The organism is Amycolatopsis sp. NPDC026612 (genome assembly GCF_040638285.1).
Lineage (GTDB): Bacteria > Actinomycetota > Actinomycetes > Mycobacteriales > Pseudonocardiaceae > Amycolatopsis.
This window is the reverse complement of sequence record NZ_JBEZYB010000077.1, coordinates 1-21246: the sequence shown is the minus strand read 5'-3', so window position 1 is coordinate 21246 and position 21246 is coordinate 1. Positions and strand designations below refer to the sequence as shown.

General features: G+C 68.6%; 20 protein-coding genes and 1 pseudogene. 10 read left to right on the top strand and 11 right to left on the bottom strand.

What is annotated here, in order from left to right:
• Positions 1-46 precede the first annotated feature (46 nt).
• Complete coding sequence (locus AB0F15_RS37735; RefSeq protein WP_360281324.1) at positions 47-625, top strand: helix-turn-helix domain-containing protein; 579 nt, start codon at positions 47-49, stop codon at positions 623-625.
• 798 nt (positions 626-1423) lie between these two features.
• Here AB0F15_RS37735 and AB0F15_RS37730 read toward each other — a convergent pair.
• The 3 genes from AB0F15_RS37730 to AB0F15_RS37720 form a co-directional block, all read right to left on the bottom strand.
• On the bottom strand, positions 1424-1813 hold the full coding sequence (locus tag AB0F15_RS37730) for a hypothetical protein (RefSeq protein ID WP_360281322.1): 390 nt from the start codon (positions 1811-1813) through the stop codon (positions 1424-1426).
• A 467-nt stretch (positions 1814-2280) separates the two neighbouring features.
• Complete coding sequence (locus AB0F15_RS37725; RefSeq protein WP_360281320.1) at positions 2281-2997, bottom strand: VOC family protein; 717 nt, start codon at positions 2995-2997, stop codon at positions 2281-2283.
• Positions 2998-3070: 73 nt separating this feature from the next.
• Positions 3071-3379, bottom strand: a complete 309-nt coding sequence (locus tag AB0F15_RS37720; RefSeq protein ID WP_360281318.1) for a hypothetical protein — start codon at positions 3377-3379, stop codon at positions 3071-3073.
• 103 nt (positions 3380-3482) lie between these two features.
• Between AB0F15_RS37720 and AB0F15_RS37715 the strand changes: the two genes are divergently transcribed.
• The 5 genes from AB0F15_RS37715 (at position 3483) to AB0F15_RS37695 (ending at position 7313) form a co-directional block, all read left to right on the top strand.
• Positions 3483-4055, top strand: coding sequence for a TetR/AcrR family transcriptional regulator (locus AB0F15_RS37715; RefSeq protein WP_360281316.1), 573 nt, complete (start codon positions 3483-3485; stop codon positions 4053-4055).
• Positions 4056-4094: 39 nt separating this feature from the next.
• Complete coding sequence (locus AB0F15_RS37710) at positions 4095-4223, top strand: hypothetical protein (protein ID WP_360281314.1); 129 nt, start codon at positions 4095-4097, stop codon at positions 4221-4223.
• A gap of 387 nt (positions 4224-4610) precedes the next feature.
• On the top strand, positions 4611-6566 hold the full coding sequence (locus AB0F15_RS37705) for an NPCBM/NEW2 domain-containing protein (RefSeq protein WP_360281312.1): 1956 nt from the start codon (positions 4611-4613) through the stop codon (positions 6564-6566).
• Positions 6567-6624: 58 nt separating this feature from the next.
• Positions 6625-6777, top strand: a complete 153-nt coding sequence (locus AB0F15_RS37700) for a hypothetical protein (RefSeq protein ID WP_360281310.1) — start codon at positions 6625-6627, stop codon at positions 6775-6777.
• A 2-nt stretch (positions 6778-6779) separates the two neighbouring features.
• Entirely contained in the window at positions 6780-7313 is a 534-nt protein-coding gene (locus tag AB0F15_RS37695; protein ID WP_360281308.1) for a pyridoxamine 5'-phosphate oxidase family protein, read from the top strand.
• A 357-nt stretch (positions 7314-7670) separates the two neighbouring features.
• On the opposite strand, the gene AB0F15_RS37690 is transcribed toward AB0F15_RS37695, so the two are convergent.
• From AB0F15_RS37690 to AB0F15_RS37675, 4 genes are all read right to left on the bottom strand, one after another.
• Entirely contained in the window at positions 7671-8462 is a 792-nt protein-coding gene (locus tag AB0F15_RS37690; RefSeq protein ID WP_360281306.1) for a hypothetical protein, read from the bottom strand.
• A 552-nt stretch (positions 8463-9014) separates the two neighbouring features.
• A complete protein-coding gene (locus tag AB0F15_RS37685; RefSeq protein WP_360281304.1) occupies positions 9015-10244 on the bottom strand; it encodes a low temperature requirement protein A in 1230 nt (409 codons plus the stop codon).
• Positions 10245-10287: 43 nt separating this feature from the next.
• Positions 10288-10857 (bottom strand): TetR/AcrR family transcriptional regulator, encoded by a 570-nt coding sequence (locus AB0F15_RS37680; RefSeq protein ID WP_360281302.1) that lies wholly within the window; start codon positions 10855-10857, stop codon positions 10288-10290.
• On the bottom strand, positions 10850-11686 hold the full coding sequence (locus AB0F15_RS37675) for an alpha/beta hydrolase (protein WP_360281300.1): 837 nt from the start codon (positions 11684-11686) through the stop codon (positions 10850-10852). Before AB0F15_RS37675 ends, AB0F15_RS37680 begins: the two co-directional genes overlap by 8 nt.
• Positions 11687-11867: 181 nt before the next feature.
• Between AB0F15_RS37675 and AB0F15_RS37670 the strand changes: the two genes are divergently transcribed.
• Entirely contained in the window at positions 11868-12800 is a 933-nt protein-coding gene (locus tag AB0F15_RS37670) for a hypothetical protein (RefSeq protein ID WP_360281298.1), read from the top strand.
• 42 nt (positions 12801-12842) lie between these two features.
• Here AB0F15_RS37670 and AB0F15_RS37665 read toward each other — a convergent pair whose 3' ends face one another.
• Positions 12843-13808: a hypothetical protein gene (locus tag AB0F15_RS37665; protein ID WP_360281296.1), complete on the bottom strand. Its 966-nt coding sequence runs from the start codon at positions 13806-13808 to the stop codon at positions 12843-12845.
• Positions 13809-13896: 88 nt separating this feature from the next.
• On the bottom strand, positions 13897-14790 hold the full coding sequence (locus AB0F15_RS37660; protein ID WP_360281294.1) for a helix-turn-helix transcriptional regulator: 894 nt from the start codon (positions 14788-14790) through the stop codon (positions 13897-13899).
• Positions 14791-15128: 338 nt separating this feature from the next.
• On the opposite strand from AB0F15_RS37660, the pseudogene AB0F15_RS37655 reads away from it, so the two are divergent.
• Positions 15129-15384 (top strand): annotated as a pseudogene (locus AB0F15_RS37655) (cytochrome P450); the annotation flags it as partial.
• 139 nt (positions 15385-15523) lie between these two features.
• On the opposite strand, the gene AB0F15_RS37650 reads toward AB0F15_RS37655, so the two are convergent.
• Positions 15524-16804, bottom strand: a complete 1281-nt coding sequence (locus tag AB0F15_RS37650; protein WP_360281354.1) for an IS256 family transposase — start codon at positions 16802-16804, stop codon at positions 15524-15526.
• 212 nt (positions 16805-17016) lie between these two features.
• Between AB0F15_RS37650 and AB0F15_RS37645 the strand changes: the two genes are divergently transcribed.
• Positions 17017-17409 carry an STAS domain-containing protein gene (locus AB0F15_RS37645; protein ID WP_360281292.1) on the top strand — a complete coding sequence of 131 codons (393 nt, stop codon included), beginning with the start codon at positions 17017-17019 and terminating at the stop codon, positions 17407-17409.
• A gap of 615 nt (positions 17410-18024) precedes the next feature.
• Here the strand turns inward: AB0F15_RS37645 and AB0F15_RS37640 are convergent.
• Positions 18025-19338: an MFS transporter gene (locus AB0F15_RS37640; RefSeq protein ID WP_360281352.1), complete on the bottom strand. Its 1314-nt coding sequence runs from the start codon at positions 19336-19338 to the stop codon at positions 18025-18027.
• 496 nt (positions 19339-19834) lie between these two features.
• On the opposite strand from AB0F15_RS37640, the gene AB0F15_RS37635 reads away from it, so the two are divergent.
• Positions 19835-21246 (top strand): polyketide synthase (locus tag AB0F15_RS37635; protein ID WP_360281290.1); only part of this gene is annotated, 1412 nt, incomplete at its 3' end.

Genomic DNA, 21246 nt, shown 5'->3' with positions numbered 1-21246 from the left:
CACGGTACAACTGAGTACACCGTACAACTAGTGATATTGTCAATCCATGACAACCGGGATGGGCAGGCGGGAGCGCAAGAAGGCGGCTACCCACCAGGCGCTGGCCGACGCGGCCCTGCGGCTGTTCCTCGAGCGCGGCTACGACAACGTGGGCGTCCGCGAGATCGCCGACGCCGCCGACGTGTCCACCACGACCCTGCAGAAACACTTCCCCAGCAAGGAATCCCTCGTCTTCGACCGGGACGCCGACATCGAGGAGGCCCTGATCTCAGCTGTGCGCGACCGCGCGCCGGGCACTTCGGTGCTCGCTGCGCTGCGGGACCACACGCTGGCTCGCGTCGAGCGCGGCGCCGCCGCCGACGGGGCGTCGGAATTCATGACCCTCGTGCGCAGCACGACGGCACTGAGCGAGTACTGGCACCGGATGTGGATGCGGCACGAGCTCGCGCTCAGCCACGTCCTCGCCGCCGAAACCGGCGCCCCCGAAACCGATCCCGGATGCGCCGCACTGGCCCACTTCGCCCTGGAAACCTCGGCACTCGCCATCCGCGCCGACGATCCGGCCCGCACCGTCGAAGCCGCGTTCGCCATCCTCGAACACGGCTGGCGCACCTCACCACGCTGAGCTGCTTCTCAGGTGACCCCACCACTCGTCCCGGACGGTATGGGTGGCTCGACAGCGTGCCGGGCGAACATCCTCTTCTGCCCCGAGTCGCCCGACGATGGGTGGCCAGCCGCGCCGGGTGGGGTGGCGTCGGGATCGGCAGGCAGCTCGGCGACGGCCCAGTCGAACATTCGTGGTCCTTTGGCGCCGTCGCCGCAGCTGCGGCGCTTCTACGCGTCTTCGGGTGCGTGGGCGGCGAGCGCGTCGGCACGGACGTGCCGGCCACCGCGGGGATGGTCTGGCCGCTGGGCACGGCTACGGCACAGCCGATCCGGCGGTCTTCCAGCCAGCGACGGAATTCCGAGTCGCCGCCGTAGGTCTCGTCGGCGGTGACCATGGGGCCGGCACACCGGCATCCAGTGCGCGGGCGAGCATCCGCTGCGCGAGTACGGGCTTGGTCGTGAACTCGATCTCGTCGGGAACCGCAGCCTCGCGGGAGCGTTCCCGATCGCCGTTCCACGGTGGTTGCGTAGGGTGAGCGCCGGGTGGTGCATGTCGGGTCTCCAAGACGTGTCGTGCCTGGTTAGGGCGGTCTTGGTGTGCTCGATCTGCGACCTGACGATGTGCCCCGGGTGTGCCCGACGTGTGCCCGGACGTTCCGGGACACCGGCGCGGACCACGGAGGACGGCGGAGGCCTGAAACCCCCTTCTGAACTGCACGTTCCGGGACATGGGCGGACGTGGGAGTCCGCTGCGTTCCGGTTGCACAATGTGTTGTAAGCAGAAGGTCAGGGGTTCGAGCTCCCCTTGGCGGCTCCGCTACAAGCCGTTGCGGCAGACGAGCGCCGCGACCCGGTCGGCTTCGAGCTGCCAGCGCCGCGTCCGGTGTCGCAGCGTCACGACGGCGAGCGCGACGCTGCTGAGGACGCTGGCCTCCGCCACGGCGCCGATGTCGCCGTCGAGGCCGCCGTTGATCGCCCAGGCGATGCCGAGTGCCGTGGCCACCATGGCGAGCGCGAGTGCGGTCTCCGGCGTGCGCCACATCCACGCCTCGCCCGCTTCGATCTCCTCCTTGAGCGATCGGGCCGTCGCCTGGACGGCGTCGCCGCCCGCACCGAGTTCGAGGATCCGGTCGGCCGCCGCCGCGCAGAACGCGCGCTGTCCCGGCGTGGCCACGACCGGACGGCGATCGCGCGCCAGGCTGCGCACCCGCACGGTCGAGTCGGCGAGCGCGCACGCGAGCCGATCGCGGATTCGCGCATCTCCGGGAGCTGCGGCAAGCGCGTCTTCCAGACGTTTCAGGTGGGCTCCGAGAACACACCAGCAACAGCCTCGGCCCCATGCTCCGCCGGCCACAAAACGGTCGCCAATACTCTCCAGTCGGCGAGATGGCCTGCCGGGTTCGCGGTGCTGCCCGGCAGGCCTGACCGACCGGCAGCGGGTCGGGGGTCCCCGCATTGCCGCGCGGCGTGCACCCAGAATGGCGATGACACGGGGTATCGACCAGAGTCGAAGGGCTCTGGTCATCGCCGTGAATGCAGCGTCCACATCGGACACAAGCTCGTTGATGTCGCAATCTTCTTCGGCTACATTCAGGCGCCGCCGGAGCAGGCCATGCTGGAACGGTTCGACCGGCTCCCGACCGGGGCGGTGACGACTCTTCTGCACCCGGTTGCTTATCGGACGTGCTGGGTGAGGCCGAACAGGGCGCCGGTGGGATCGCGCATGACCACGTCTCCGTTGGAGTCCTGGCGAACTTCGGTGGCACCGAGCCGTCGGGCCCGCCCGATGTCGGCGGTGGGGTTGTTGCTGGCGAAACCGACCAGCCAGAGTGATCGCTGCGACGTCGGTTTCCCCGGCGGCTTGCCGGTGGCGGCGACCGAGCCGTCCGGCAGCCGGAACTCGGTGCGCTGGGGGTTGGCGGTCCAGTGCAGGGCCTGCCGGTAGAAGGCGGCGGCCTCCGCGGGGTGGTCGGTGAGCAGGCTGATGCGGGCGAACGTCCCCGGTTCGTGGCTCAGCTGCATGCCGTCATGGGTTCCGGGCTGCCAGAGTGACAGTGGCGCGCCGACGGGATCGATCGTGACGGCGGCTTGGCCGAGCGTCCCGACCCGGGTCGGTGCCGCGACAATCCGGGCGCCCAGGTGCGTAAAACGGACGGCGGTGGCGTGGATGTCCGCCACGGTGACGTTGGTCGTCCAGTAGGGAGCGCCGGCATCCTCGGCCGGTCCGAAGGCGGCGACGAGCTGCCCGCGCAGCATGCAGAGCCGGTAGCCGGTGACGTCCGGCGGGCCGACGGTCCAGCCGAACAAGGCGGCGTAGAACGCCGTCGTCGCCCCCATGTCGGGGGTGCCGAGGTCGATCCAGCTCACAGTGTTCCCGGGGTGCAGGTTCATCGAGATCGCTTTCCGTCGAGGCCGCCTCGCCCCGGCAGCAGGGCGAGGCGGTGTTCGGAGCCGGCTCGGCGGCTCAGGTGTAGTAGGGCGAGTGCAGGTCGATGCTGGCGTCTCTGACGATGTCGCCGTCGAACAGCCGTGTCGTGGCCGGGGCTCCGGCCCGGCGGGCTTCTTCGGCGAAGGGGCCCTGGGCGAAGGCCAGGGCGTTCTGGACGCTGTCGAACTCGTAGAAGCCACCGACGGTGCGGGTTCCGATGCCGGACAGCCACGTCTTGCGGATCAGGCCCGGCGCGGTCTTCAGCGCGGCGTTGATCGGTCGCCAGTCGAACTGCTCGAACGGCACGGCTGCCTGGATTTCGGTGTAGAGAAACGTCTTGCCCATCACGAACCTCCGGTTTCGGGCGGTCCAGCCCGCTCGTACTAGTACGCTCGTCCTAGTGGGGTGAGCATGGACTAGGATGGCCGTACTAGTCAAGGGGGTCTCGATGGCCGCGGACACGAAGTCCCGCATGATCAGCGCCGCGATCGGACTGCTGCAGCGCCACGGCCTGGCTGCGATGTCCTTCACCGACGTCCTGGCCGAGAGTGGTGCCGCGCGCGGAGCGATCTACCACCATTTCCCGGGCGGCAAACAGCAGCTCGCCCTCGAAGCCGCCCGCCGCAACGCCGAAGACATCCGCGGCCACCTGCACGAGCTGCCGGCCCGAACGCCACGCGAAGTCGTGGAGGCGTTCCTCGGCAACGTCCGTCCCGTGGTAGAGGCGTCCGCCGAGGGCGGCGGCTGCGCAGTCGCGGCGGTCACCGTCGACGGCGGCGCGGCCAACGCCGACCAGAGCAGCCTGCGCACTGTCGCCGCCGATGCATTCACCGGCTGGGGCGACGAACTCGCCGGAAAACTCGCTCACGCGGGAATGAGTTCGTCCCAGGCCGCCGATCTGGCCACCCTCATGATCGTCACCCTCGAAGGCGCCCACATCCTGTGCCGCGCCGCGGGAACTATCGCCCCATTCGACAGAGCCGCCACGGCCCTGCTGTCCGGCCTCCCGACCTCGGATTGAACAGGCGCTCGATCGGCAGCGTGGCGGCCGGGGTAGGTGGTGACGTGCCCGACCCTTAGGCCGAGCCCGGCGGCGGGGGCCGCCCCGCGACTGCTGGACGCCCTCATCCTGGTCACCACGGCCACCGGCGCGCTCGCCGCCGGCGACGGCTACATCCTGACCGGTTGAGTTGTGGGGTCGGTACGGACCATGATTTCGTCTCCGCCGCAGCAGATCCGGGCGGCCCGGCCAACCACCGACGGCCACGCGCACCGGTTCGCCTTGGCCGGCTTGATCCACTGCGGCGTCTGCAGCTGTCCGGCGCGAACGAGCTTCCCGAACGGCGGGGCCGGCTGTGCAGCGTGCGCAGGTCATCCGACACGTCCGCGCGGGTGCAGAACCCGGTGGTGCGGACCAGCGCGTCGGTCAGTTCGGAGTCCAGGCCCGCAGCAGGGGGCCACGCAATGGATTACCTACTAACGGACGTAGACGCCTGTCGCTCCGTCATATTGATTGTTGAGCGAGTCTGCGTAAAGTTGCGCGCTTCTGGAGGTACTCGTGCGTCGTCTTGTTGGAATGGCCGTCGCGATAGCCGCCTGCACCTCGGTGGTCACGGTCGCCGAAGCCGTCCCCGCCGCAGCCTCGGAGCCGGGTTACTTCGCTGCCCAGCGCGTCGGCGAACGGCCGCCGATGGGCTGGAACAGCTGGAACAGGTTCGGCTGCGACATCAACGAGGACCTCGTCCGCGGTGCCGCCGACGCACTGGTGTCGTCCGGTATGAAGGATGCGGGCTACCAGTACATCAACATCGACGACTGCTGGGCGGAACAGAATCGCACGGCGGAGGGCAAGCTCGAACCCAGCCACGAACGCTTCCCACACGGCATCAGGACCCTCGCCGACTACGTCCACGGGCTCGGCTTGAAGCTCGGCATCTACACCAGCGCCGGCACACTGACCTGCCAGAAGACCATGCCCGGCGCGCTCGACCACGAGGATGCGGACGCGCAGTCCTTCGCCGATTGGGGCGTCGACTACCTCAAGTACGACAACTGCAACAACCAGGGCCGACCTGCGATCGAGCGCTACACGAAGATGGGCGACGCGATCAAGAAGACCGGCCGCCCGATGATCTACGCCCTCTGCGAATGGGGCGAGAACAAGCCGTGGACCTGGGGGCTCGCCGCCGGCGCGCAGCTGTGGCGCACCACCGGCGACATCAGCGACAACTGGGGCAGCATGACCGGCATCCTCGACAAGCAGGTCGGCCTGGAAAAGTTCGCGGGCCCCGGCGGCTGGAACGACCCGGACATGCTCGAAGTCGGCAACGGCGGCATGACCGACACCGAGTACCGGTCGCACTTCGCGCTGTGGGCGCTCCTGAACGCGCCGCTGCTGGCCGGGAACGACCTGCCCGCGATGTCGCCCGCCACCAAGGCGATCCTCGAGAACAAGGACGTCATCGCGCTGGACCAGGACTGGGCCGGCACACAGGGCCACAAGCTCCGCGACGACGGCGACACCGAGGTCTGGGCGAAGCCGATGTCCGATGGATCGGCCGCGGTAGTGCTCTTCAACCGTGGGTCGGCGAGCACCACCATCAGCACCACCGCGGCGGAACTCGGTCTCGAGGGCCACACCTTCCGCGTCCGCGACCTGTGGACCGGCACGGAAACCGAAACCGCGGGCACCCTCCGCGACGCCGTCGCGTCCCACGACTCGTCCGTCTTCCGGGTCTGGCCGTCGACGCACCCGTCGGCCGCGCCGATGACGACGCTGGCCCTGCCGGCGCCGGACTACGTGCCCGCCGACCGCCCGCTGACCACCACCCTGCAGGTCACCAACGACGGCAGCACGCCGATCACCCAGCTCCGGGCCACCGTCGCGACGCCCGCCGGCTGGCTGCTCGACGGCCCGGGCACGTTCACGGTTCCGGCCGTACCGCCGGGGAAGTCGTGGCAGCAGCAGATCACGTTCAAGCCGGTGGCGCCGGGTGGCGAGCGCGTCAGGCTCGCGGCCAAAGCCGACTACTTCACCACGTGGGGCAGGCGCGCCTTGGGCTCGGAAGGCACGTCGCCGCTCGTCTCCCGCCCGTCGTCAGGCACGACGGCGTTGTCGAAGGCCCCGTGGATGTCGTCCGACAACGGCTGGGGCCCGGTCGAACGCGGCACGAGCAACGGCGAGAGCCAGCCTGGTGACGGCCACCGGATCACCATCGCCGGGGTCGGCTACGACGACGGCATCGGGGCCCACGCCCCCTCGAGCGTGCGGGTCTACGTCGGCGCATCCTGCACGTCCGTCGGCGCCCTCGTCGGGATGGACGACGAGAACTCCGGTGGCAGCGTGGGGTTCCACATCCTCGGTGACGGCAAGGAACTCGCCACGACAGGCGTCATGCACCCCGGAGACAAGGCACAGGCGCTGTCCGCGCAGCTGACCGGCGTCCAGGTGCTGGAACTGTCGGTGACCGACGCCGGCGACGGCAACACCAACGACCACGCCGACTGGGCGAACGCCACGATCACCTGCTGAGGCCGGCAGCCGCCACCCGGTTTCCGATACCCGGCGCCAGAAGGTGCGGGTGCCCAGAATGGAATCCGTCCGATCGAGCGCCGAAGCCTTCATGGACGAACTGCGCGAGACTTACCTCGGCACCCGCCGCGGGGAGGTGCCGGACGGCCCGACCGTCGCCGAACGCCTCGACGCCGCCTACGCGGCATCCGTGGCCGACCGAACGGAGTGACGATGGAAACCCGGCTCGACGAACGGTTCAGCGATCCCGGCACCGAGGCCACCGGCTGGGCCGAAACCACGCGGGCGCTGGAAGAGGCCCAGATCAGCTGGCTCACGACCGTCCGTGCCGACGGCCGGCCGCACGTGACACCGCTGGTCGCGGTGTGGCTGGACGGGGCGGTCCACTTCAGCACCGGTGCCACCGAACAGAAGTACCTCAACCTCACGGCGAACCCGAACGTCGTGCTGACCACGGGCCGCAACACCTGGGACGACGCCCTCGACGTGGTCGTCGAGGGCGTGGCCCGCCGTGTCACGGACCGCCCGACACTCGACCGGCTCGCCGCGGCGTGGCGGCGGAAGTGGGACGGCAACTGGGTTTACGAGGCGACCGACAACGGATTCCGGCAGGGCGACCACGACGACGTCGCGGTCTTCGCCGTCAAACCGGCGAAGGTCCTCGTCTTCGGCCGACAGCGGACGACCCCCTCAGAGACGTCGATGCTCTCCACTGTGCAGTTCACCCACACCAGCCACCGGCTCTGACGGGTCAAGCACGGCCGCCGAGCAGCTTCGCCAGCCTCGCCGCGGCGTGCGGACCCGCAACCGACCGGTGCTGGGTTGTCAGGCCGGCGGTTCGACACACCATTGGCCACAATCGTCGAAGTCCAGGCTCGAACCAATGTCCAGCCCGACTGCAGGTCAGCAAGCCGAAACGGCGAGGCAGTGCGGAGGCGGCCCGGGTGCGACGCCGGACTGACCGACCCACTGTCGTCACCTGCCGGGACGCCCGCCGCGAGATCCTCAACGAAACCACCACCCGCGCCGAGATCGCCACCGCCATGCGCGACTGGCTCCGCACTCACCACCGCCTGATCCCGGGTCCGTCCCGGTCACGTGGGGCTACGCCGGGTTCTCCGCGACGGCGAGGTAGTCCGTGTAGATCTGCGGCGAGCCCGAGAACGAGGCCAGCTGCTTCCACTCCTCGTACATCTGCTTGGTGTCGCGGTGGGCGGACGCGAACTCCGCGGCCTCGCCGGTGGCGATGTCGGGCTCGGGGTAGAAGACGTCCAGCGCGTCCAGGCTCGCGATCTCCATCATCATCACGTACTGGTCGAGGCGGTTGCCCCGCTCGCCCTTGAGCACGTGGAACCGCCAGTCCGGGTAGTCGTCGATCCGGTGGTGGTTCTCGGCGATGAAGCGGTCGAACACCTCCTCGGTCACACCGGCGCGCAACGCCAGGTTATGGATCCCGACGACCCGGGCGACGGGCTCCTCCCCCGGGCGGTCGCGGTAGCGGGGGCCGGGCGTGACCGTGCTCCGCGGATTGTCGGCCAGCAGCCGGTAGTCGGTGAACAACGTCGGCAGCTCACCGAACGTGCCCAGCCGCCGCCACCGCGCCAGCACCACCTCCGCCTCCGGGTGCCGCGCCCAGAACAGCCGGGCCGGCTCGGTCTGCTCACCCCGGGCCGTGACGTAGCGGTCGCGCTGCTCGGCGCTCTCGATCTCGTACAACATCAGGTACTGCCCGGTCCGCTCTCCGCGCAACCCGCGCAGCAGAGTCCACCGCCACCCCGGGTACAAGGGCAGGTGAACGCCTTCACCACGCACGAAGGTCTCGAACTCTTCCGGCGTGACACCAGCCTCTGTGTCGATGGCGATGTACTGGAAGGTGAACACCGACGAGCGTCCCATTGCGCGTCCAATCCTCGGGCCGGGAAAGGGATCGCGCGTCCGACAAGCACGACTCCCCGTAACCACATCCTGCCCGCTCCAGAGCAACAGGGCCCGCGAGCCCTCCCGCTGGACGCGATCCGACGGGTCACACCGTCTGTGAAGATCAACCAGCGTCAGCACCACCAGGAACAACGTGGTGCGGTTCAGGCCGACAAGGAGCGTCCTTTGGCGGCGCGGCTCCGGAGTTCGCGTTGGTGGGGTCGAGGTCAATGCCGGCCAGAAGGTCGGTGCTGGATGCACCGTAGGGTGCTCAGTTGGACGGGCCGCACAGCCATTTGGGATTGTTGCTCCGCCGGCGATCCAAGGGCCGGCGGGGACAGAGGGGCGAGTGGGCTGCGGGCCATCGGACTTCCTGCAGCACGAACTGGCCGTATTCGATCTCGACGGCGGCGATCAGGTGCGGCATCTCGGCTTGTTTTCTCTCCAGTCCCACGTGGGACGGACGGGTCCCCCGCGCAGCGCAGCGACCGACGGGGAATTGCCCGATCGGCAGCTTGCCGGGGGCCCTCCTCAGACGTGGCCCCGTATCGGTGTCAATCGCCGTTCGAACCAGAGATGGGCGAGTACCACCAGAGCCATGCAGACCACCAGCGTCCGGCCGCCGACGTCGGTGGCGAACAGGCCGAGCAGAAGGGGGATCGCGATGCCGGTGATGATGCGCGAGGCCGTCCTCTGCAGATCCGAACTGTGGCTGGCCACACCGGTGACCACACCCAGCGCGAAGTAGGCCGCGATCGCGCCGCACAGCAGCCAGCGTCCTTGATCGGACAGCGGATCGGAGCCGTGCTTGACCACCGACGAGAGCGACACCGCCACCGTGGCGACGACTCCGGTGACCAGGCAGTGCAGACCAAGGGCGGCGCGCGCGGGGATGCGGCCGGCACGCAGGTGCGGCAAGCCGGCGTATCCGAAGACGACGGACAAGCCGAACATGCCGGCCAGCAACACGAACGACGCTATTCCGGTGGCCAGCAGGCCGGCGTCGTAGTGCGCATCGGCCGCGGCGTCGATGACCTGCACCACCGATTCGCCGAGCACGATGATCACGAAGAGTCCGAGCCGCTCGGAGAAGTGCGCCGGATCGACGGATACCCCGCGAATCGCCGGCAAGTCTGCGTCGGGTCGTGGTCGGCGCCGAGTGGTGACCTGAGCGGCGAACTTCGACTGGATCCGCTTGACGATCTTGTCGCCGGACACCGCCAGGATCAACAGCAGGTCGAGGCCGATCCCCACCGCCCAGAGCACGAGCTTTCCCTGCCCGTCGACCCAGATCGACGCGATCCAGGGCAACAGTCCCGCCGAGTACTGCACCACCGGGAAGTCCAGGAGTATTTCGCCCTTGCTCCACGACTTCGACCCATAGATGCGCGTGGCGATGTACGCGACCGCGAAGACGGTGAGCGGGCGGAGGTCGCCGTCGTGTCCGAGCACCGAGTGCGCCACGCCCGGCACGGACGCGACCATCACCCCGAGGCCGAACATTCCGATCAGCAGCCGGGTGATGCGCGTCTTCCCTGCCGCGACGTTGCTGTACAGCATGAACGTCGTCCATGACAGCCAGAAGGTCAGGAACAGCAGTGCGTAGAGGCCGAGCGCCGCAAGGTCCGGTCCAGAGCCGAGCACATGCGCCAGGGCTGCCACGCCTGCGACGACCACCAGGTCGAAGAACAGCTCGGCCCAGCTTGCGTGCCGTTCGACCCTGGTGTCCTCGGGTTCGTCGACGATGTTCGGGTCACTCACGGACCTCGCAGCTCCTGTCAAAAGGGCCGTGGAACACGGCAAGTCATCGGTCCAAGGACCGCAGGCCCCGGTCGACGAAGTCGACCAACCACGTGAAGCTGTCTTCGACGTCCGCGTCGATCCGGAACCCGTTGGCCGCTTCCAATGTCGCGAATCCGTGGAGCACGGTGCGCAGCAGCCGCAGAGCGTGGATCTCCTGGCCGGGGTCGATCCGGTACCCGTGCAGCATGGCCGCCCACGAAGCGAGCACCCGGCCGAGCGCCGCGGTGAGCGGGTCGTCGGGCCCCGCCGGACTGGCGGCGTTGCCCGCCGCGTACCGGCCGGGATGTTCCTTCACGTACCTCCGCATCGCCTGCGCCCCGGCGGTGAAGGCCTCGCTACCGGCCCGGCCTTGTGTCGCATCCCGAATGCTGTCGGCGAGTTCGTTCGCGGCCTGGACGGCGATGCGGTGGACGAGGTCGGCTTGACTGGTGACGTGCTTGTAGAGCGAAGGAGTTTTGACTCCGAGCCGCTCGGCAACCAGGCCCATGCTGAGCTGCGCGAACCCGACCTCGTCGGCCAGCGCGGCCCCGGCGTCGGTGACGATGGCCGGGGTGAGTCCGGCCCTAGGCACGAGTCAGCGTCTTGCCCAGGAACGGCAGGGTCAGCGCGACGACCTCATCCGGCATCTGGACGTGCGGGTAGTGCCCGGCCCCTTCGATGACCGCCAGTTCACCAAGACCGTGGGGCAGGTCGGCGATGATCTTCTCGCCTTCGGCGCGAGGGTCGGCCCAGTCGGGGTCGGCGCTGCCCTCGATGATCAGGACCAGGCACTTGACGTTGCGCAGCTGCTCACCGGCGTCGGCCGGGCTGGTCTTGCACATCGCCTGCAGCACCTTCATCCGGCCGGGCTCATTCAGCTTCGCCTCGATCCGGGCCAGCTCGCCGTCCCAGTCGGCCGGCTTGGCCGGCAGCGCCAGGTCGAGGTACTTCGTCCAGTTCGCGAGTTTTCCGCGCATGATGACCAAGGCCATCTGGGTGTAACCGGATCGGAAGCGCTTCACCCGCACCAGCCCGCCGAGGTCGAAGGGCTGCGCGCGGGTGAACGGCGCCAGCTCGATCACCCCGGCGATCACGTCCGGCGCGGTGGCGGCCGCGATGGTCGCGGCGCCCCCACTGATCGATTGGCCGATGATCACGGCCGGACCACCAAGACGACGGACGAGGGCGACCAGGTCGCCGGCGATGTCAGTGCGGCTGTAGCCGTCCCAGCCCAGGCTCGAGTCACCGCAACCGCGGATATCGACGTTGGCGACCTGGTAACCCTCCGCAGCCAAGGCCGGGGCGAGGAACCGGTAGGAGTGGCGGCTGTCGCCGATACCGTGCGCCAGGACGACGAGGGGCCCCTGTCCGGCCACGTCATAGGCGATGGTGTTGCCGGCGATGCTCAGGTACTCGGTCAAGATGCGCTCCAGTGGACTGGCTAATGTCGATAGCCTCAAGCTAGCGGTGTTAGCCAACCGCGTCAATGGGCCTTGCCGACTCGGCCCGCGGCTCTTTCCGGGGTTGTGTGGCTGGCCCGGTATCTGACCGAGGGACGGCGAGCTGCTGGACCAGGTCGCCGATGGTCCTGAAGGAGCGCGCGTGCGGAAACTGCGGCCGTCGTTCACCCCGCCCGATCTGACGGCGCGAACCAGCTATGAACCGGGTGCACTGGCGCACACCGCGCCTAGCGGTACGGTGCGCGCCATGGACTCCCGGAACACGCAGATTCTCGACGAATTCCAGGGTCAAGCCCTCGCGCAGGGTATCCCGGCCGCGGAGGTGGAAAAGTGGATGGAACTCGTCCGCCCGTTCGCGTCCCTGACCGCGGACGGGGACGGTCCGGTCGTCGGCCGGTTCGGTGGACCGATCATGCTTCCCGCCGACGCCGCGGAACCCTGGTCCCCCTTGGTCGCCACCATCGACTGCGCCGCCCTGCCCGAGGAAGCGACGGACGTCCCACTGCCGCCCGACGGCAAGCTGCTGCTCTTCGGGTATCCGGACCACGAGGAAAGCGGCAGCGCCGTGTACGTTCCGGAAGGTACCGCGGTCGAAGAACACCGCCCGGCGAGCTGGCTCAGCGACGACGTGCACGAGGACACCGCCGAGGTTCTCCGAGAATATCCCCAAGGCGACATCCACCTGTCCCTTGGCGTGTGCCTCCCCACCGATGGACGCATCCCGGTCCCGCCGCCCGCGTACCTCGCACCGATGCCCGGACATCCGCACGGCGAGGCACTGGCCGAGCTGTGGAAAGACCTGTGGGACTACCCGACCTTGATGCTGGGTGGGCACGGCAGGAGCCATGACTTCAACCCGGTCCACGAGGCCGCTCGCCAGGCCGCCTTCTCGGAAGAATCCCAGCATCCGCACGATCCCGACGCGGTGCCGTCCAACGAAGAGGACTGGGTCCTGCTGGCCCAGTGCACCATCGACCGGGCGCCGGGCGCCGACATCTTCTGGATGATCCGACGGGAGGACCTGGGCGAGCGGCGTCTCGACCGCGTTCGGGTCCTCGTGGACTACAACCCTTGAGCGCCGGTGATCACCCCCGCCGGCCGTGGTCTCACGAAGTCGTCAGCGGCCGAGGTGGGCCACGGTCAAGTTCGGGTCCTCGGCGGTCACGTACGCCGCGCTGAGCACGTAGACGGTGTCGCCCCGCACGGCGACCGACGTGGGATTCTGCAAGCCATCCGCCGCGGTCAACACGGTCGAGTGACTGCCGTCGGGCTGGACGAGCACGACTTCGTTCGGCGCATCGAGCGTCGCGAGGAGCTGGTTTCCGTTGCCGGTGAAGGCGAAGTCGTCGATTCCGGTCAGTCCAGCCGCCACGGTCCGCGTCTCGCCGGCGCTGCCGTTCCGCCGGATCGGGATACGCAGGACGGTGCCTTTGTCGAGGTTGGTAGCCCAGACCGACCCGTCGCGCAGTTGCAGCCCGTTCACACCGAGGAAGCCCTCAGCCGCCAGCTCAGGAGCCGTCGACCAAGCAGTGGGTATTCCACCGGTCCTGGGTACCCGCCAGATGGTGCCCAGGACCGAATCGGAGACGTAAAGCAGGCCGGTGATCGGATCGAGCGCCAATCCGTTGGGCAGGCCGTTGGCCGGCAGTGCGGCGATCCGTTCGGGAAGGCCGCCGGGGCGCAGGCGCCACACACCCGTCAGATCGGATGTGCCGGTGGCGTAGAGGAAGTACAGGGTGCCGTCCGCCGCGCGGGTGATCCCGACGGTCAGCGGGAAACCCAGGGCGGGGGTGTGGACTCCACCATCAGCGGGCTGGGGCAGGGTGGCCAGCACGCGAACCGCGCCCCGCGGAGACACTTCCGCGATCTGGCGGCCCTTGGCGAAGGTGACCGCCAAAGCACCGCCAGGAGCCAAAGCGACGTTCTCCGGTGTCTGGCCTGCGGCCAGATCGAAGTGCACGGCGATCCTCGCGCCGCACAACGGCGCCGACGCGGCCGAAGCCGGAGTAAGGCTCATAGCGGTCATTGCCGCCGCGGCAACTACTGTCGACAACACAGCCGACTTGGACAGCTTCTTGTACATGGTTCCTTCACTGTTCTCAGGACACGCGTCAGCGACCTGCTGACGCGCAGGTGTGCGAAACCCGGACCGGGTGGCCCGGTGTGAGAGGTCAGACTGTCTGGTCCTTCCGCAACGGGGACGGCGACAGAACGGTGACGTGGTCGATGGCCTGGCTGAGCAGAGTCAGCGCGGTCCGCGAAGGCGAGCCTGGCTCTGTCGTCGCGACCACGACGGTGGGACCGGGGCCGCTGCTCAAGGTCTGCTGCAGGACGGTGAGCGTCCCGACCAGCGGATGTCGCATCTCGTAGCCGGCGACAGCGCACGCCTTGACCCGGTGATCGGCCCACATGGCGGCGAACTCGGCACTCTTCGAGGTGAGCTCCCCCAGCAGCGCGTACAACGCGGCGTCTTCCGGCTGCCCTCCCGCCACCAACCGCAGGTTCCCGACCACCGCTCGCGCCTTGCCCGGCCAGTCCGTGTAGAGCTCACGGGTGTGGCTGTCCAGGAAGACCAGCCGGGCCATGTTCGGGCGCCCCGCCGGCGTCGTCGGAGCGCCGAAGTCCAGGTGACCGGCGAACAGGGCGTGCCCCAACCGGTTCCAGGCCAGCACGTCCGCGCGGCGGCCCAGCACGATCGCGGGTACGTCTGCCAGTGCTGCCAGCAGCTGACCGGCTGCCACGGTGACGCTCTCTTGCGCCGGCCTGAAGTCCCGAGGACGGCGCCGGTCCACTTTGGCCAGGTCGTGCAGGTGCCGCCGCTCGGACTCATTCAGCCGCAGCGCCACGGCGAGCGCGTCGAGGACTTCAGCGGAGGCACTCGACGACTGTCCCTGCTCCAGCCGCGTGTAGTAGGACGCGCTCACCCCGGCGAGCAGCGCCAGCTCCTCGCGCCGGAGCCCCGGCACCCGTCGCCGTTCGCCGTACGTGAGGATCCCGACGTCCTCCGGCTGCAGCTGCGATCGCCGGGCCTTGAGGAAGTCCCCGAGCTGTGGCTTTCCGGTCATGGATCCAGTATCGACCGACGGCTCCGCTCTCTGCCTGCCCCAGCCGGGGATACGCAGCGACGGGGGCTGGTGGGCCGCCGGCTCCGCCGGTGAGCCGGCGCTGTGGCCACCACAGATGAACGCGACCGCCTCGAAGAGCTCGGCGCGGCCGATTTCGCCTTCACCAGGAGCGCGTGGGTCGACGCCACGCCCACCTTCGTCTACGAGCTGGTCAGCGATGTCTCCGCGGTCAGCCGCTGGAGCCCCACCGCCGGCAGGGTCTGCTACGACGACGGCGCAGGCCCGCTCCTGCGCCTCGACCCGGTGCTGGGGAAGAATCTCACCGACTTGGAGGCTTGGTCGAGGAGATGCTGCGTTTCCTCACCATCGCGCACCTCGGCCGTCGCCGCACCGCACTGGAAGACATCGAGATCACCGGGCAGGCCATCCGCAAGGGCGAAGGCGTCATCATGGTCGGTGAACTCGCCAACCGGGACCCTGCCGTCTTCCCCGACCCGGACCGGCTCGACATCACCCGCGACGCCCGCCGGCACCAGGGCGTTCGGTGCCGGCACCCACCACTGCATCGGCCGGCCACTGGCCCACCCTCAAGTTCGCTGCCGACCTGCAGCTTGACTTGAACACCCACACATCGGATATCGCCCGTGCTCAGGTAGCCGTCGCGGTCACTGTCCACCTGCCATCACCCTGACGCCCGGGTCTATCCCGTGATCGGTGTTTCCGGCGTTGTTGATCAGTAGGTCTCGGCTCCCGGCCAGCGGTCACCGAACGTGATGGCGAACGCGTTGATCACCGGCTTCCACCGCATCGTCCATCGGGCGCGGCCTGTGCCGGTCGGGTCCAGGCTGCGGGTCACAAGGTACAGGCACTTCATCGCGGACTGCTCGGTCGGGAAATGCCCGCGTGCGCGAACCGCCCGCCGGTAGCGGGCGTTCAGCGACTCGATCGCGTTCGTGGAGCAGATCATCGTCCTGATCTCGACGTCGTAGTCGAGGAACGGCGTGAACTCGTTCCAAGCGTTGCGCCACAAACGAATTACCGCTCCATGCTTCGCGCCCCATTTCTCTTCGAATTCGTCGAGAGCTGCCGCGGCGGCGTCCGGACTGGGCGCAGTGTAGATGGGTTTGATGTCGCGTTTCACCGCCTCCCAGTCCCGGCGAGACACGAGTCGAAAGGTGTTGCGGATCAGATGTACGATGCAGGTCTGAACAATAGTTTGCGGCCACACGTTCGTCACGACGTCGGGCAGGCCTTTGAGGCCATCGCAGACGAGGAAGAACACGTCCCGGATACCGCGGTTCTTCAGGTCGATCAGCACGCTCATCCAGAACTTCGCACCCTCGCCGCCGGTGCCCATCCACAGGCCCAGGACGTCCTTGTGACCGTCCACGGTGACGCCGATGGCGGCGTAGACAGGCCGGTTGGCGACCTGCCCGTCGCGGACCTTCACGTGGATAGCGTCGATGAACACGGCGACGTACGCCGGGTCGAGCGGGCGGTTAGCCCAGTCATTCATTTCGGCGATGACCTTGTCGGTGATCCGCGAGATCGTCTCCTTGCTGACCGATGATCCGTAGATCTCGGCGAAATGCGCGGAGATTTCGCCAGTCGTCATTCCTTTCGCGTACAACGACAGGACAATCTCGTCCACCTCGGCCAGTCGGCGTTGCCGCTTCTTCACGATCTGCGGTTCGAACGTGCTCTCCCGGTCCCGCGGCACGTCGATACCGACCTCGCCCGCGGCGTCCGAGATCACCGTTTTCGGGCGGGTGCCGTTGCGCACATTCGTCGACTTCCGGACCGGGTCGGCCTGGTTCTTCTCATGCCCGAGGTGCTCGGTCATCTCCTCGTTGAGCGCGGTTTCCAGCACGTTCTTGGTGAACAGCTTCAGCAGGCCGTCCGGGCCGGTCAACGCCAGCCCGCGGGCCTTGGCCTCGGCCACCATCGCCGCCGCGGCGGCCTGCTCCGGCGACAGCTCACGCGCCGGCTTGGACTCACTCTTGCGTGGACTCACAAGGTCCGATGTCATCACTCACAGTGCCCATCCCGCCGGACCTCAGCCCGGCGTGTCGGGCCAGAAACACCGATCTTGGAACAGTCCCTGACGCCCGGGTGTCATCGTGAAAGCGCATCCTGAACCCGAGCCGACGGCGAGTCGATATCACGAACAACAGGAGAAAAATGGGAAGGAGCACAGTAATGCGGAATTGCTTCCACGATGGCGCGGTGAGCCGTTTCAGCGGGAACGGCGGACGAGGCAGACTCGGTCTGTCCATCACCCGCAAGGCCGGCGTGGTACTGGCGATCGTGTCCGGTGAGATCGACCTCGCCACGGCACGAGCTTTCGCCCAGCACCTCGAATCGACCCTCGCCGGTCCGCCGAGCGCGGTGATCGCCGATCTCGACGAAGTCGCGTTCCTCTCCTCCTCCGGGCTCGCGGCACTCCAGATCTTCGCCCACGCAGCGAACTCCGCGGGCGTCGCGTTCTGCCTCGTCTGTGGCCAGCGCACGGTGCTTCGGCACCTCCAGCTGACTGCCCTCGACCGCGACATGACCATCAAGCCCACCATCGCCGACGCCCGCACCTGGCTCTCCGGCAAACCGACGCCGGACCGTTGAGCAGAAACGCCTCCGTCACCGGATCGGCCTCTGGCCGCCCCACTGGGGGGCTGAAGGTCCGCGTCGCCATCTGAGTTTGCGTGCACTCGCTCCCTCGGAAGCGCACCGCAGCGCAGCGGCCGTTCTTGAGCCGGACGAACATCTGGGATCCCTCGTCTTCGAGCGAAGCCCGCTGACAGAGCAAGATCCGTTCGCCGCGCTTGATCTTGTATTGCAGAGAACTGATCAGCGCGAAGTCACGTTCGGTGAGCCTGGCCAGGTCGAGCAGCCGATTCTGCGGCGCGTAGAGCACCAAGGTCGACATCCGACGCCTCCCCGACGGCTGCCCACGGACAAAGGCCGACCACTTACAGGGCAACACGGATGGTACGAGTGGCAATGCCGGCGCAGTTGACGGGGCAACAGGCGCGTCAGTGCCGACAAGATCGCACGATCCGGCCACGAGGGCCGTGGTCGGCCGACCTGGCGGTGCAGGACCGACAGCTCATGGCCCAGCACCATGATCAAATACGTCAGCCGAAACAACACAGCCGGTGAGCATCGCATGGCCGCCGCGACGGCAAACGGCACGTCAGCGAACCAAGGTCGAGTTGTGGCACGGTACAGGCGTTTCACTCAGGTTTCCGAAGCACCGTCAGGGCCGTGCGAGGGCGCCCTTCCCAGGTCGCGCCATCGGCGCTGGGTCATCGAGCCCAGCACTGCCGCCACGAGGATGGCTCCGGCCACCGGGAAGAAGGGCGCCGGCCCGAGCCTGTCGACCAGCAGGGCGCCGAACGCGGCCGAAATCGGGAAGATGCCGAACCCGGCCAGCAACAGGAGGCCCATGACGCGACCGAGGAGGTCCGGTGGAGCCCAGCGCTGCAACGCGGTGATCATGATGATGTTGGCGAGGGCGTTGCACAGGCCGTAACCGAACAGTGCGAGACCCGCCGTGACCGCGCCGCCCAGGTAGGGGGCGAGGCCGATCATGAGTGCCTGCATCAGGCACGCGGCGGAGCAGAGCACAGCAGGCCGCCGAGGCCGGCTCAGCCGGGCTGCGACCACGGTGCCCAGCAGGGCGCCCGCTCCCAGCGCCGCGAGCAGGGCACCGTAGCCGCCCGCGCCGGTGTTCAGGGGGCCGTGCGCCAGCGCCGGTACGGCTACCTCGCTGAGCCCCCCGGAGCCCACGGAGCCGGCCAGCGTAATCGCCAAGACCACCAGCAATGTCGGCTCCCTGAGCAACAGCCGGCGCAACGTCGGCTTCCCCGCGACGGTGTGCCGGCGAGGCACAGCCGGAGTCGAAGCAGACCGGATGCCGGCCAGCGAGAGTGCCGAGAGCGCGAACGTCACCGCGTCGACCGCGAACGCGGCTCCTACGCCGAGCCATGGTACGACGACACTGCCGAGCACCGGTCCGATCAGCAAGGAGAGCTGGGTGCCGCTGTAGCTGAGCGCGTTTCCGGCCTGCAGTTCCTTGTCCGGCAACAGCTTTGGCACGATCACGAACGAACCGGGGAGGAACAGGCCTTCGCCGGCGCCGAGCACCACCGCGACGGGCACCAGGAACTCGGCCCGCGCCGGGCCGAGCAGGGCCGCGACGGCGAGCGCGGCCGCAGCGACCGTGCGGACGATGTCCGACACCATCATCACGGTCCACGGGCGCCATCGGTCACTCGCCAGGCCGCCGAACGCCATCAGCGCGGTACGGGGCAGACCATAGGCGACCAACGTCGTTCCGAGCAGCAGAGTCCCGCCGGGCTCGGCCAGCACGTACCACGGCAGCGCGACGGCATAGCAGGCATCGCCGATGTTAGAGGCGAGTTGCCCGGACATCAGGTACCGGAAGCCGCGATGGCGCAGCGGTGCCAGGCCACGCCGTCGATTTCGACGGCCTGGGCCGGAATGGCGGTTTGAAGCAGGATTCTGCCGCTCGACTCGATGTCGCCACATCACTTCCGACCTTCTCCGGATTCGGCGGGAATACGGCTCGAGTGACCCCGACCGCGGAGGCGGCAAAGCGCTGAATATGAAGCGCTTTCACATGCGCGCCGCTCGACGCAACAAGACAGTTCTACCACCGACGGGCAACGCTTCGCCATCGGCGATTCGCCGACCCCGGACTGGCGTCGATCCACGGAAACACCGCCACCCGGCGGGTTCCGGCAGCCGATGCGTGGCGAGAACGCCGAATTATTCCATTTCGGCAAGACGGGAAATCGACGGTGAACCGGCCCGGTTCGCGTGCCAGACTATCGGCCGCCGTCCGTCCGCGCTCGCCGCTTCGGGCGGCCGGGGAGCTTTGGTCAAAGTTTCTTGCCCATATCACTCGGCAGGGTTTCCCCGAGGACCCCGGGTCGGGGACGCTCGGTCGAGTGCCTGCCACCTTCGACACGGTCGTTGCGCGGCAGGGAATTGCGATCAAACTGTCAAACGGACTGGAGTGCAGATGGGCACGGCTATCCGGCATCAGCCGATCGCGGTGGTCGGTATCGGCTGCCGATTCCCCGGCGGCGTCACCGGTCCTGACAGCTTCTGGGAACTACTGACCGGCGGGGTGGACGCGGTCGGGCCGATGCCACCGGGCCGGTGGGACGTAGAGCGGCTGTTCACCGCCGATCATCGGGTGCCGGGCCGGACCACTCTGCGCGAGGGCGGGTTCCTCGAGCGGGTGGACGCTTTCGACGCCGGCTTCTTCGGCTTCTCCCGCCGGGTCGCCGATCAGCTCGACCCGCAGCAGCGGCTGCTGCTCGAGATCGCTCTGGAGACCTGCGAAGACGCCGGCGTCCCGATGGAGCAACTCGCCGGCGGCCGCACCGGGGTGTTCGTCGGCGCGAGCAGCCAGGACTACGCTCAGATCCAGACCGCGCCGGGCGAGGGCGAGGCCATGGGCGCGCACGCCGCGACCGGCATGTCGACCAGCCTGCTCGCCAACCGGGTGTCCCACGCCTTCGACCTGCGTGGCCCCAGCATGGTGATCGACACGGCCTGTTCCTCGGCCCTGGTCGCGGTGCACGCGGCCTGCCAGAGCATCTGGACGGGCGAAGTCGACGCCGCGCTGACCGGCGGGGTCAACCTCATCCTCACGCCCGGCTTCGGGATTGCGTTGAGCCAGGCGGGCATGCTCGCCGCCGACGGCCGGTGCAAGGCGTTCTCGGCCGCGGCCGACGGCTTCGGCCGCGGCGAAGGCGGCGGACTGGTCCTGCTCCGGCCGCTCGTGGACGCCTTGCGCGACGAGGACCGCGTCTACGCCGTCATCCGCGGCACCGCCGTCAACCAGGATGGGCACACCCCCGGTATATCAGTGCCGAGCGGTTCTGCCCAGCAGGCCAACCTGCATGCGGCGCTGCGCGTGGCCGGAGCCGCACCCGGCGAAGTCGGATACGTCGAGGCGCACGGCACCGGCACTCCGGTAGGTGACCCGATCGAGGCCGCCGCGCTGGCCGGAGTGCTCGGCGCCGGCCGGGCGGCCGACCGGCCGCTGCTGGTCGGCTCGGTCAAGACGAACATCGGCCACCTCGAAGCGGCGGCCGGGGTGGCCGGCCTCATCAAGGCGGTGCTCGCGGTCGGTCATCACCAGGTACCGGCCAACCTGCACTTCGACGAGCCGAACCCCGAAATCGACTTCACCGGCCTCGGCCTGCGCGTGCCGACCGCGCTGACCCCGTGGCCGGCGCACCTGCCGACCGCGGTGGCCAGCGTCAACTCGTTCGGCTTCGGTGGCACCAACGCCAACGTGGTCCTGGCCGAGGCGCCGCCGGTCGCCGAGCCGGTCCTGCGCGTGCGCGAAGTCGCCGCTGTGCAGGCACAGCTCGCCGAGGTTCTGGTTCGCGTAGCCGACGCAGTGGTCGTCGCCGAGGC

Coding starts and splice junctions, on each gene's coding strand:
- AB0F15_RS37690 (WP_360281306.1), bottom strand. CDS start 8,462: ATGGGACGCTCGTCGGTGTTCACCTTCCAGTACATCGCCATCGACACA.
- AB0F15_RS37695 (WP_360281308.1), top strand. CDS start 6,780: ATGGAAACCCGGCTCGACGAACGGTTCAGCGATCCCGGCACCGAGGCC.
- AB0F15_RS37735 (WP_360281324.1), top strand. CDS start 47: ATGACAACCGGGATGGGCAGGCGGGAGCGCAAGAAGGCGGCTACCCAC.
- AB0F15_RS37715 (WP_360281316.1), top strand. CDS start 3,483: ATGGCCGCGGACACGAAGTCCCGCATGATCAGCGCCGCGATCGGACTG.
- AB0F15_RS37725 (WP_360281320.1), bottom strand. CDS start 2,997: ATGAACCTGCACCCCGGGAACACTGTGAGCTGGATCGACCTCGGCACC.
- AB0F15_RS37700 (WP_360281310.1), top strand. CDS start 6,625: ATGGAATCCGTCCGATCGAGCGCCGAAGCCTTCATGGACGAACTGCGC.
- AB0F15_RS37640 (WP_360281352.1), bottom strand. CDS start 19,338: ATGTGGCGACATCGAGTCGAGCGGCAGAATCCTGCTTCAAACCGCCAT.
- AB0F15_RS37705 (WP_360281312.1), top strand. CDS start 4,611: ATGGCCGTCGCGATAGCCGCCTGCACCTCGGTGGTCACGGTCGCCGAA.
- AB0F15_RS37665 (WP_360281296.1), bottom strand. CDS start 13,808: ATGTACAAGAAGCTGTCCAAGTCGGCTGTGTTGTCGACAGTAGTTGCC.
- AB0F15_RS37660 (WP_360281294.1), bottom strand. CDS start 14,790: ATGACCGGAAAGCCACAGCTCGGGGACTTCCTCAAGGCCCGGCGATCG.
- AB0F15_RS37720 (WP_360281318.1), bottom strand. CDS start 3,379: ATGGGCAAGACGTTTCTCTACACCGAAATCCAGGCAGCCGTGCCGTTC.